The 12,390-nt window shown below is 45.8% G+C and carries 12 protein-coding genes; 4 read left to right on the plus strand and 8 right to left on the minus strand.

Annotated features, from left to right (window positions below):
* Positions 1–31: 31 nt before the first annotated feature.
* Both yghU and ATB78_RS00780 read right to left on the minus strand, forming a co-directional pair.
* Positions 32–892 (minus strand): glutathione-dependent disulfide-bond oxidoreductase, encoded by an 861-nt coding sequence (gene yghU / locus ATB78_RS00775; protein WP_061007528.1) that lies wholly within the window; start codon positions 890–892, stop codon positions 32–34.
* A 216-nt stretch (positions 893–1,108) separates the two neighbouring features.
* A complete protein-coding gene (locus tag ATB78_RS00780; RefSeq protein WP_061007529.1) occupies positions 1,109–1,675 on the minus strand; it encodes a TetR family transcriptional regulator in 567 nt (188 codons plus the stop codon).
* A gap of 99 nt (positions 1,676–1,774) precedes the next feature.
* Here ATB78_RS00780 and ATB78_RS00785 point away from each other — a divergent pair, with 99 nt between their 5' ends.
* Positions 1,775–2,308, plus strand: a complete 534-nt coding sequence (locus tag ATB78_RS00785) for a dihydrofolate reductase family protein (protein ID WP_061007530.1) — start codon at positions 1,775–1,777, stop codon at positions 2,306–2,308.
* A 583-nt stretch (positions 2,309–2,891) separates the two neighbouring features.
* Here the strand turns inward: ATB78_RS00785 and ATB78_RS00795 are convergent.
* The 3 genes from ATB78_RS00795 to ATB78_RS00810 form a co-directional block, all read right to left on the minus strand.
* The gene (locus tag ATB78_RS00795) at positions 2,892–3,332 is read right to left on the minus strand and encodes a hypothetical protein (protein ID WP_061007532.1); all 441 of its coding nucleotides are present in this window, start codon (positions 3,330–3,332) and stop codon (positions 2,892–2,894) included.
* A 29-nt stretch (positions 3,333–3,361) separates the two neighbouring features.
* Positions 3,362–3,580 carry a hypothetical protein gene (locus ATB78_RS00800; protein WP_061007533.1) on the minus strand — a complete coding sequence of 73 codons (219 nt, stop codon included), beginning with the start codon at positions 3,578–3,580 and terminating at the stop codon, positions 3,362–3,364.
* Positions 3,581–4,372: 792 nt separating this feature from the next.
* The gene (locus tag ATB78_RS00810; protein ID WP_061007535.1) at positions 4,373–5,092 is read right to left on the minus strand and encodes a beta-ketoacyl-ACP reductase; all 720 of its coding nucleotides are present in this window, start codon (positions 5,090–5,092) and stop codon (positions 4,373–4,375) included.
* A gap of 439 nt (positions 5,093–5,531) precedes the next feature.
* Here ATB78_RS00810 and ATB78_RS00815 point away from each other — a divergent pair, with 439 nt between their 5' ends.
* Positions 5,532–7,016 (plus strand): DUF1800 family protein, encoded by a 1,485-nt coding sequence (locus tag ATB78_RS00815; protein WP_061007536.1) that lies wholly within the window; start codon positions 5,532–5,534, stop codon positions 7,014–7,016.
* Positions 7,017–7,021: 5 nt separating this feature from the next.
* On the plus strand, positions 7,022–8,368 hold the full coding sequence (locus ATB78_RS00820) for a DUF1501 domain-containing protein (protein ID WP_005439141.1): 1,347 nt from the start codon (positions 7,022–7,024) through the stop codon (positions 8,366–8,368).
* Between the two features lie 156 nt (positions 8,369–8,524).
* Here ATB78_RS00820 and ATB78_RS00825 read toward each other — a convergent pair whose 3' ends face one another.
* From ATB78_RS00825 to ATB78_RS00835, 3 genes are read right to left on the minus strand one after another with little or no spacing between them, the layout of a single operon-like run.
* Positions 8,525–9,319, minus strand: a complete 795-nt coding sequence (locus ATB78_RS00825) for a metal ABC transporter permease (RefSeq protein WP_061007537.1) — start codon at positions 9,317–9,319, stop codon at positions 8,525–8,527.
* 3 nt (positions 9,320–9,322) lie between these two features.
* Entirely contained in the window at positions 9,323–10,249 is a 927-nt protein-coding gene (locus tag ATB78_RS00830) for a zinc ABC transporter substrate-binding protein (RefSeq protein WP_061007538.1), read from the minus strand.
* On the minus strand, positions 10,239–11,381 hold the full coding sequence (locus ATB78_RS00835) for a membrane protein (protein WP_005439147.1): 1,143 nt from the start codon (positions 11,379–11,381) through the stop codon (positions 10,239–10,241). The genes ATB78_RS00830 and ATB78_RS00835 overlap by 11 nt, the downstream gene beginning before the upstream one ends.
* 313 nt (positions 11,382–11,694) lie before the next feature.
* Here ATB78_RS00835 and ATB78_RS00840 point away from each other — a divergent pair, with 313 nt between their 5' ends.
* Complete coding sequence (locus ATB78_RS00840) at positions 11,695–12,348, plus strand: cupin domain-containing protein (RefSeq protein ID WP_005439149.1); 654 nt, start codon at positions 11,695–11,697, stop codon at positions 12,346–12,348.
* The last annotated feature ends 42 nt before the right edge of the window (positions 12,349–12,390 follow it).

Genomic DNA, 12,390 nt, shown 5'->3' on the forward strand with positions numbered 1-12,390 from the left:
GCATTCCTTTTTACTGATTCAGAAAGGGCAATTATTCAGGCTTCTTCGCCAGAGCCGCATCAATATCTGCTGCGCTGTGACGCTCTGCCACTTGCTCCCACTCTTCACCCCATGCGCGGTTAACAATGCGACCACGTTTTACCGCTTCACGCTCATCAATCGCTTTCGCCCAACGCACAACGTTTTTGTAGCTTGCTACGTCTAAGAATTCAGCCGCATCGTAAGCACGACCCAATACAAGGTTGCCGTACCAAGGCCAAGTTGCGATATCAGCAATGCTGTACTCATCGCCACCTAGGAATTCATTGCTCGCAAGACGCTTGTCGAGTACGTCTAGCTGACGTTTTGTTTCCATGGTGAAGCGGTTGATTGGGTATTCGAACTTCTCTGGTGCGTACGCGTAGAAGTGACCAAAGCCACCACCTAGGTATGGCGCAGAACCTTGAAGCCAGAACAACCAGTTCATTACCTCGGCACGCTTCGCGCCTTCTTTTGGTAGGAAGTGACCAAACTTCTCCGCTAGGTAAAACAAGATGTTACCAGATTCGAACACATTCACTGGCTCGGCACCTGAACGGTCTACCAACGCAGGAATCTTCGAGTTCGGGTTAACTGATACAAAGCCAGAGCCAAACTGGTCGCCATCGCCAATCTTAATTAGGTACGCATCGTACTCTGCTGCTGTTACGCCTGCCGCCAAAAGCTCTTCAAACATGATCGTCACTTTTTGACCATTTGGTGTACCCATTGAGTAAAGTTGGAATGGGTGCTCACCAATTGGAAGCTCTTGCTCATGACGTGCGCCAGAATCCGGACGGTTGATGCTCGCCCACTGACCGCCGTTTTCATTATCGTTTGTCCAAACTTTTGGTGGAATGTATTCGTTAGTCATTGTTATCCCTTATTGTGTTTGAATGCATCTTCAAACTGACGGCTTTTGCGCGCCAGCAAGCATTATTAAAATCACCACTTCGCCAACTGCGATTGGGCATACTCAAGATATTAGGTCGAATTCGCCAAATAAAAGTCCTTCAATCTCTTTTAGTTAGAACCTTTGGTTATGGGAATTTCTTTCACGCTATAAGTAAAAAGTACACGTTAATGTGAACTAGGTTCGAGATGCTAGTAACGAAGAACAGATCAGATTCAACGGTCCATCCATCATCTCCGTCTTAATCAAGCTCGCATCGTGGCAACAACTGATCGAGAACGCGAACCCGTGTAGGTAATCTGCCAATAGATCCAAACTGTCTTTCTCCACTTGCGGAGACAATGCCAAAGGTTGAACAATGATTTGATAGCGCTCAGTAAACACTTGAGCAGGGCCATGAGATGTCATGCTCAGCATGGTTTGCAATAACCCGTTGTACTCACGCAGCAGTTCAATGTAGCTAACACACAAGTTTTTGAGTTCGCCTTGCCAATCTTCATTCACTTGAGGTTGATAAATTTCCTCTACCAGCGATGTGGTTAGTGCTTCAAGCAAGGCATTCTTGTTTTTGAAGTAGTAATAGATCGCCATAGGATCCACATTTAATTGCGTCGCTAACGAGCGAATGCTTGGTACCTTGCCATCCTTTTTCATCAATGACTTAGCCGAATCTAGGATGCTTTCTGCGCTTAACTGCGACTGCTTAGCGGCTGGTCTCCCGCGTTTCTTTTCGTTGACAGACATTTGATCTTCCCGATAAACTCAGATTTATTCTACATTGTAGAATTAATTTTAAACCATACTTTAGCTTGGCTCAAGCATCACCATTCTGATGAGGTACTCATGGCAAATATCGTATTTATTGCAACCAGTCTGGACGGTTACATCGCAGATAAGCAGGGCAAACTCGACTGGCTACACTCAGTACCAAATCCAGACAACATTGATACTGGCTTCTTCTCACTGATGGAGCGTATTGATGGCTTGGTGATGGGACGCAACACACTAGATGTCGTACTGAGCTTTGATTGCGATTGGCCATACAGCAAACCTGTGTTCGTACTCAGCAACACCATGACGGAAGTGCCACAAGGCTACGAAGACAAAGTCTTTCTAGTAAAAGGCGAGCTAAAAGATGTACTTGCGGATCTAAACGCAAAAGGCTTTGACGATCTTTACATCGACGGCGGAGTGACGATTCAGAACTTCTTGAAAGAAGATCTTATCGATGAAATGGTGATCACGCGCTTCCCTATCCTACTTGGCGGCGGCGCACCTCTATTTGGGGATTTGGAACAACCGCTGAACTTCAAAGTCACCAAGAGTGAAGTTGTTTTGGATACCTTAGTTCAAACCACTTACGTGCGTGAAAGGTAATCTACCTAGGTAATTTGAACAAAGGAAAAACGCCCTTCATGGAGATATGAAAGGCGTTATTATTCAAATCCTTCTAGCTTTGTGAAGCTCGTTTTTGGACAGAAACGTTTAGCGACTTTAATAATAGAGCGCAGATTATTGTTGAAAATAGTGGTCAGCTAGTTTGGCATTAAAGGGCCATCTGCTCTTGGCTCAGGTAATCACAAACTCTGCTAAAACGATTAATCCCTCCACGCGTGTGCATGGTCGACTTTTAGGGGCATCGCATCAGCATGACCAAAGTTAACTTCAAATACCTTTACTTTGCATGTTGTACATAAGATCACAGGCCCAACGTTAGATTCTCTATATCTCGTCATGATGCCATATGACTGTCCACATACAGTACAGCTGACGTTCCCCTTTGCTGTGACCCCTTTACGGACATGCAGTTGAATTTTACATGCTGACATTGAATTGGGGTTAGGAAGTTTTGATCGACCCAGCTTTTCCGCTTGTGAAATAGCCTTAAGTACTTTCTTACTTACACCATGTCTTCTCATCGAATGCACTCTATTATCATTAACGCTTATTGAAACCTAAACTATCTAGCAGCTGATACCTGCCCTACACTCCTAAAGACTTCCTGCTGTCTATGCGCTCTTGCAATCTTTTCAAAATATTCGGTTAACTCTTCTTTTAGAATATCATCAGCGTATTCAAGCTCTGCTAGAAAACAGCTACTAAATTCCTTTTCAATCAACGCCAATGCTGATTTCGTTAGGTCGCTTGTCTCTTTAAATGACTGTTCAATGAGTTTAATTAGCCCCTGCCTTTCATGTTCATCTGCTATTAAATCATTGATTTCATAGGCTGTCGAAGCACAAAACATTAAAGATTCAGTGGCATTTTTGTAGTAACAATAGCGGTGCTCAGTACCTTTGACTTCTTCAATAAGTTTTACCGCTGCAAATTGAAACAATAGTTCCTCTGAACGATTATTATCATCTTCATAGCAACGTTCTAAAAATTCTGAATAAGACATTAATACATTTTCCTTTATTAGTAAGAAAGTTAATCAAATAGGCCGCCAAAGTCTTCGGCTCGCTTCTTTGCTGCATTTCGAGCCTTTCTAACCTCGATTGGGTTACGGTTATAATCACCGGCGGTGTGAAGCAATAGTTTACCCGCCTTTAATTCGCCGTAAGCAGAGCCTTTATTAATACTGTTCTCGTTTTTTCCAGCGAACTTTTTTCGAGTTTTCTTAGGAAATGAGCGTTTTTTCTTTGCCATATTTAACCTCGCTTAACTGACTACTTCGTAACTCCACTTGTAGCTACTATATAAGAATGGTCGACTGCCTTCTTTTTTGGTTTCTACACATGAAAGTCGTACATGAGTGCCCAAAGCGAGTTTTCGAATCTCTTTTGCACACTCTACTTTCATCGTTTGAGGGAAAACCTCACCAGCTATAGGTCTAACGCCGTTTTTACGTCTTGAATAGTCATAGAACACCTCACAAACCACATCAACGTATTCACTTGGATCACGTCTACCAACCGAGCCCATAAAAACTCCAATATTCCACCATGTTTACTGGAATCTAGCATACAGGTTGGTACTACATTTACCATTTTGCGCCAGGTGCAAATTTCCAGAACGATTATCCTCACTATACCCAACTTTATTTGGCTATATAGGAATATCAGCTATTACTGATGCACTTCTAATAGTCAAGTGGCTATTTGCGTACTATTGAACAAGGCGTTTCTATTCTTTAAGAGATAATGAAGTGCACGTGCGATATATCTCCACAAGCACCGGTTCGTTTCCATTTTTGACACCACGTCAGCAGTTCGCTTTTTACATAATTTTCGAACGCTGGTCGGTCCTAAGCCTTCATACCTATTGCTGTGGATTAGTAAATTTGGTCACATAGTTAGATGAGAAAAAGTAAGTCAGATATGGCTTTGGTGAAGTGTGTGTTGAATCGGTCGAAACAAGGAAAGGGGCAAAAGTGTGCCAAACAAAAACGCCCTTCACTCAGATGAAAGGCGTTTGTTATTTGAAGTTTTAGTTCTTGGGTTAAAGCACTAAGCCACCGTCAATCTTGAGCACTTGTCCTGTGATGTAGGCGCTCTTGTCAGAGGTGAGGAAAGAGACGCCATTGGCGATGTCTTGTACTGAGCCCATTCGGCCTAAAGGGGTTTTGCCTTCCATCATTTGAATCACTTTCTCTGGTAGGTTCTTGGTCATGCCGGTGGCGATAAAGCCTGGCGCAACGCAATTGACGCGGATTTGCGCGCCCTTTCTTGATAGCTCTTTCGCCCAGCCTTTGCTCATAGAAATAACGCCGCCTTTACTCGCACCGTAGTTGCTCTGGCCGATATTGCCGTCCGTCCCCACGATAGAAGAAATGCTGACAATGCTGCCTGCACCTTGTTCTAGCATGACAGGAGCAACGCGCTGGGTGAGTAAGAACACCGCTTTTAGGTTCACGTCGATAACGCTATCCCAATCTTGCTCTAACATGTCTGGCAACAGTGCATCGCGAGTGATGCCCGCGTTGTTAACCAACGCATCGATTCTTCCGTGATGCTCTACAATACTTTCTACCACTTCGCTGACGGCTGCTGCATCACACAAATTCACTTGATAACTGCTTAGCTGCGCCGACTGGCTCCATTCCACAGGCGATATATCTAGCCCGACAACGTGGAATCCATCCTCCAGTAATTGCTCACAAATCGCTTGGCCAATACCACGAGCCGCACCAGTGACTACTGCTACTTTTTCCGGTTTCATCTTGGTCTTCCTTAAATGTTGAGATTACAAATTCGCTTTTATCCCTAGCGTTTTTGTTTTTATGCCTAGCCGCGTTACAGCTGCGCTTCTCATACGCAGGGTCTTTCATATCTTATAAAAACTATAGAAACAGTCTGGGAGTCGGATGTGAACTAATCAAGACAACTTGATGATGGTTTGCCAAATAGTTCGTTTCCGTCACCGTTCTGCCGATCAACCTGTGCAACAAATGCGCTTTTTGTTGAATAACTTGTCTTTCATTTAAAGCTCAGACGAATAATTTTTAGATTAGGCAGCAAAGTCACATTAAACCTGTGGGTATTACATTCTTGATATCAAAAATCTGGATTACGATTTTAAAGATACAGCGTGTTTTTAAATATGGACGTGAAAAGAGACGCCTTACCTGACAAAGATAAGAATACCTACGGGAGATAAAATGAATCAGGCTTACATAGACGCAGCAAGAACGCTGCAACAATGCACGTTTGGGGGTTCCCAGCGTGACATTAATGACCTTGTTCAATCAGGAAGCATAGAAAACTGGGTCGCTCAACAAACACTTATTCCCTCTTCTTCTTGGCTGACGCACTTTGAACAAGATGAGCTTAACGTACCCGACTTAGGGCAAGGCTTGTATTACGCCAGCAGTTGGACTCGCATGACAGTAGAAGGGCAAGACATTCTGCGCCAACGCATCGCATATACCCTCTCCCAACTCTTTGTGGTGAGCGTGAAAGATCCGGCGTTCAGTGCCGCCTCTAAGCGTCGCTACATGTGCCAATACTTTGATGGGTTGCTCGATAACGCTTTTGCTAACTTTCGAGATGTGATTCGTTTTGTGTCGACATCCCCAATCATGGGTGAATATCTGACCTTCGTAAACAACGTTTCTAATGAGCTCACTGCCCCAGATGAAAACTACGCACGAGAGCTGTTGCAGCTGTTCACGCTTGGCCCAGTCAAACTGCGTAATAACGGTGAAGTACGTTTGGATGCCGAAGGTAACGAAGTTGCATCGTACACTCAAGAAGACATTGAAGAACTGGCTCGTGTGTTTACCGGTTGGAAATTCATCGACATTCGCGGTAACGACAAATACAGCCAGCCGATGGAACCGCGTGGTGAGCACGACATGGGTGAAAAACGCATTCTTGGTAAGAAGTTCCCTGCCGGCGTAAGCGCAGTAGATGAACTGGAAGCCGTGATTGAACTCTTGATGAACCAAAACACGCTCTACACCTTTGTGACCAAATTCTTCATCAATAAGCTTGTGACCAGTAACCCTAGAGCAGGCTACATTCGCCGTGTGCGCCGTGCATTCAAGCGCTCCGATGGCGATATGCAAACGCTAGTGATCGCGATTTTAACCGACAAAGACGCTCTGCGTTCTGGCAACACTGTAGGAAAACTGCGTGACCCACTGTCTGTATTTACGCATGCGATGCGCGCGCTACAAGTGAAGCGACGTGACGGTGTGATGATGTGGCCAAAGCAGTTCAACTGGTACAACAGAACGCTGCCTCTCTCTGCCCCTTCTGTGTTCTATTACTACCAACCGGATGATGCGCCTAACCACCCTGATTTTAATGGTCTGGTTGCACCCGAGTTCAATGTTTACCAGTGGCATGACATCTATCAATACGGCATTCAATTCCGCGAGTTAATTGCTCGATTTGAAGAAGAAGCCAAAGATTGGTACATGGATGAAGCGCTATTCACCCGTTACCTTGCTTTTGATGACGAAGGCGTTGTGGATTACCTCAACGAGCATTTGTTTGCTTACCAAATGAGTGAACAAGCACGTCAATGCTATCTCGATTACCTTGCTCAGTGCCCAAGTCGCCAATCTAAATGGCGTAAAGAGATCAAGAATCTCGTTATGAACGCACTGCTTTCACCAGAATTCATCACACAGAGGTAATCACCATGAACTTAACTCGACGTCGATTTTTACAAGCAGGTTCGGCTGGTGTGGGGATTTCTGCGCTTAACCTTGCTGCATTCCCAGCCTTCGCGGATTCGTTTAACCAATGCAAGAATGGCTATCGCGCTGTGGTTGGTATCGACCTTGCGGGCGGTAACGATGGCTACAACATGCTTATCCCAACCGCCGCTAACGCCAACAGCCAATACCGCGCGCTACGTGGCAACTTGGCTTTGGATGAGACAACCTGTATCTACTTAGACGCAGTGAACGACGAGGCCAAATTGGCACTTAACCCAGCGATGGCAGCACTCAAACCCTATTGGGACAGTGCCAACCTTGTGCCTGTGGTGAACCTCGGCCCGTTGACTCAGCGCGTCAACAATGTGATTTACGATGAAAGCACTCGTCCGGCGCACCTGTTCAGTCACTCGCATCAGTCTACTATGGTGCAGTCTCATGCCACCAAATCACTATCGAAAGAAGGCTTTGGCGCGAAGACATCCACAGAGCTTGGCTCTATGCTGCGCAGCTTGAACGAGTTGTCACCGATGTTTGATATTGGCGGCACACAAGTATGGACGAACTGTATTGAAGCCCAATCCAACTCGGTCGGTTCTCAGCCACCAAGTGATATTTTCAACGATCAACGCTCACGCGATCTGTTCGATCAACTGCAGAGTACGGGCAGTTACGGCAATGTCTTCCAGTCTCATTATGCGGGCGTTGCTGTGGACTCAACCAGAATGTATGAGCAGTTCAGTGCGATTCTAAATGCCGAGATCCCAGACGTATTCCCAGAAACTCGAATCGGTAAGCAATTGAAAGCGGTCTTTAAACTGTTGCTGCACAAAGATCAGTTCCAACATCCTGCGCAGTACTTTAGTTGTAAGTTGGGCGGGTTCGATACTCACTCAGCTCAAATCAGCCGCCAAACCGGTTTGCTGCAAGAACTGGCAGAAGCCATGGCCGCTTTCCAATTGGCACTAGAGAACAACGGCTTGTTTGAGCAAGTGACCACGTTCACGCATTCTGAATTTGGTCGAACTCTGATTCCAAACGGTACAGATGGGACTGACCACGGCTGGGCAAGCCATGCATTAGTCATGGGCGGCGGTGTAGCCGGAAAAGCGATTGTGGGTGAATATCCAGACTTATCTGAGACGAGCCCGTACTTGCTTTCGCGTGGCCGTGTGATTCCAACTATCTCTTCTGATCAGCTTCATGCGAGCTTAATGGCGTGGTTAGGACTGTCTGAAACGGGAATTAATCAATTATTCCCTGCGCTGGATAACACTTTGACAGATTCAATCCAACCTCAGACTCTACCTCTGTTCAAATCTTGCTAATATAGTAGGAGATAAGTAACTAAGTAATCAGTTAATAACTAGCAAGGTTACTAATAAGAAAAAGCAGTGCTAAACAAAAGGCTCCGTTCACGCGGAGCCTTTTTATCATTAAGGCCAAAGCACTAGATCAACGTTCGAGTAGATTCCTCAACGTTTTCATACCGTCTCTTCATAAACGGATTGCGCTTTTGACAGCCAAGGCTGAAGCAAAAGATTGAACAACATACCTGCAATGAACAAGGAGATCACGATACTTGCCCCACTTGGCAAGTCATAATGCGCTGACGCCGCGATACCCGACAATATCCCTACGATGCCAATACTGATGCTCGCAACGAAGAATCTTGTTCCTTTCAGTGCTGCCGCACATAAAGCCGGAATCACCAACAAAGCAAATTCCAAATAGATGCCCGTTAGCTTGACCGTGATCGGCATTAGTATCGCGAAGATGAGATAGAAGCCACTGCCCTGCATGAACTCTGGCTTCACCCACACCAATAACAACATCGCTGCGGTGATTAATGCCAAAGGCCAAACATCATCCCACGTTGACCACAGCAACTGCCCGTTGAGAATCCCTTGAATAAAGTCTGCGCCGTGCGGATCTTTGCTCACCAGTAATATCGCCAGTGATGCCGACACCACAAACAAGCTGCCAATCATTGGCTCTAAATGCTGTTGGTAGCGCTTTTCCATTAGGGCGATCAGACCACAAAGCAATAACGACATCACCCAAGGGCCAACCATCTCACCAAAGAAAGAACCAGAGAAGAGATCGTATTGGTTCAACCAATAGTGACTCAGCGCTGCCCCCAAGGCCGCAACTTGTGCCACCGCCAAATCAATAAAGATAATTTGGCGTTTTAACACTTGCTGCCCGAGCACCACGTTACCGACCAGAGCAATCAAGCCACACAGCACCGCTGGTAATAGCCATGCATAATCTGCCATGGTTTAGATCTTCACCGGAACAGGTTGCACGAGCACATCCAACAAATCATCGATAACTTGGTCATACATTTCATCCAGACTTTCGCCATCAGAAACCGTCAAAGGCAACTGAATCAGCGGCTTATTGGTTTGTTTCTGTAGCCAGTTTGCTGGACGCTGGTCTTGATGCGACGAGTAGACAATCGCTTCAAAAGAATCCGAGTCCAACTTAGTTAAAGATTGAAGGTGAGAAGTGGTAGGAGAAATGCCTGGTTTCGGTTCTAGGTCAGCAATTTGCTCCATGCCAAGCCAATCGTATAGATAACGGTAGGTTTCGTGATAACCCACCACTTGTTTACCCTTTAATGGCGCGGCTTTCTCATTCCATTCATTAAGCTTTTTACGCCAGTGAGCACGGAACTTCATACCATTCACTTGATAGCTTTGCGCGTTATCAGGATCGATGCTCTTCAAACGTTCCGTCACAGCGCGCGAAATCGCAACCATGTCATTCGCCGCAAACTGCACATGTGGGTTTCCGTGCGCATGAATGTCCCCCATGCTGCGGTCGACATGATCATGAGTGTCTAACATGCGCACGAAATCGGTGGCATAGATCATGCTTTGTGAACCGTTTTGTACCGCACCATTGCTACTGCGAACTTGCAACATAGGCAACCATCCTACTTCTAACTCCGCACCAGAACACATTGCCATGTCGGCTTGGCGCATCTTTGCAATCAAAGAAGGGCGAGCTTGTACATAATGAGGATCTTGCTTGGCGGTGGTCGCGGAATAGATGGTCGCGTCTGGAGCGTGACTTTCGAGAAGGGCTTTCCATTCTGGCTCACAAACAAAGATATTAAGAGCCAAAGCAGGTGAAGAGATGATGGCAGCCCCCGCCGCCATCATCGCTAAACTGCATTTATCTAATGTCAGCTTAGAACGCATGTGCACCGTGCGCTCCAAATGTCATCACGTATTGCAGAGTGAATACGTTGTCTGTCTCGCTATCTTGGTTATCAATGCGAGTGTATTGCGCACGGATAGTACCAAAGTGAGAAGAATCCCATGCGATCATCGCATCCATTTCTTTATCATTCAGTGCTGTGAAGTGCATGTGGTCGCCGTGCGCGTGACCATCGTAGCTTTCTGCTTCACCGTAACGTAGACCTGCTGACCAGCTTGGGTTAAAGCGATAAACACCCGATACGTAGTATGCGCTTAGGTTGTCTGGCGATTCAGCATCGTTCTTGTATTTGCTGTCCACCACACCGTCTAGCAGCATGTATTCCGCAGATAGCGTGAAGTTGCTGTACTTGTAGTTACCATCTGGCGCCCACTTCCATACAAAGTCTGCACCGTATAAGTTTTCACCCGTTACCGCAGCTGCGTGGCTGTGGTCATGATCATGCTCATCTGCGTGGCCGTGATCATGGTCTTCGAACTCTGTTACCTTACCGTTTTCGTTACGTAGGTAGCTCAGGCCAAACTGCCAGCTTGAAGACTCAGAAAAGTCGCTGCCAAGCTTAAGTGTTGTCGTGTAAACGCCAACTTCAGAACCATCTTCAACAGAAGACATCTTGCTGCCGCTTAACGCTTCTACACCCAACTTCACATATAGGTCTGTTGGAAGAACGATGTTTGCGCGCACACCGTCATCGTAGTAATGCGAGCCAAGGAAAGTACGGTAAGCAATTGGACGCTCAACAAAGCTGTCCGTGTGCATGTGTTGGTTGTTCAAGTAACCAAAGTCAGATAGGAAACGACCCGCACGTACATTTAAGCCGTATGGTAGTGCTAGTGTCTCGATAAACGCCTCTTCAAGCATTAGCTCGGTTTCATCACCGTGGCTTTCTAGAACCGCCGTTAATGCGCCGTGGAATTTATCATCGATGTTTGCAGACATGTTCAGCTCAGTATGACCTAGGCCAAAACCTTCTTCACGCTCTGAGTTATGACGCTGGCCATCTTGATAGTAACCGTCTAGTACCACGCCAATCTGAGGGTTCGAAAGCGTATCGGCAAAAACTGGGGAAACAAACAAGCTACCAACCGCTAAAGAGACCAATTTCTTATTCACTACGTTTTTCCTTATTTTGTTATGTTATAACACCATTTAATATTTCGCGGATGTTATAACATAACAAACACTAAAAAAAGTGTAGCTTGTAACATTTTGTAAATTTAGTTTTTATGAAAATTATCAATAACAATCATAAGGTTAATTAGAAGAATCTTGCTCCATCGTCGTATTTATTCCTATACGTCCTGCTCTGTTGTGATCTTTCCAATACAAGTGAGTAAGTGAAAATCTCGCGCTCCAAGGGTTGAAAACCGACCTGTGTGAAACTACGTATACTTAAACAATGCAAAGCAAACACTGGAAATATGCAATGATAAACATGGACTTTTCACAACGTTTGGTGATTAAAACTGGCGAACAAGATTGGGTAGCCAGCCCAGCCGCTGGTGTATGGCGCAAACCGTTGGAACGAGAAGCGAAAGAGTCTGGGCATACCACCAGCGTGGTGAAGTACGAGCCGAACTCACAGTTCTCGACGCACCCTCATCCATACGGAGAAGAGATACTGGTGCTCGAAGGGGTGTTTTCTGACGAACATGGCGATTACCCAGCGGGGACTTATCTCCGTAATCCTCCGGGAAGCCAACATGCCCCATTCAGCAAAGACGGTTGCGTGATCTTAGTAAAACTCAATCAATTTGATCCTAACGATCTAGAAACGGTGCGCATCAATACCAATCAAACCGAGTGGTTGCCGGGTATTGGTGGTTTGGAAGTGATGCCATTGCACAACTTCGAACACGAGCATGTTGCGTTGGTTAAATGGCCTAAAGGTGAAAAATTTCAGCCACACCGCCACTTTGGAGGTGAAGAGATCTTTGTCCTATCTGGAGAGTTTAAAGACGAACTGGGCGAATACCCTACCCACACTTGGCTACGCAGCCCTCACATGAGTGAACATTTTCCTTTCGTCGAGGAAGAAACGGTAATCTGGGTCAAGACTGGCCATTTGCCTGTCGATTAATCTAGCCCCTTTACAAAAGCAAAACGGCTCGAACATTCGAGC

The organism is Vibrio sp. CUB2, from assembly GCF_001557945.1.
Taxonomy (GTDB): domain Bacteria; phylum Pseudomonadota; class Gammaproteobacteria; order Enterobacterales; family Vibrionaceae; genus Vibrio; species Vibrio owensii.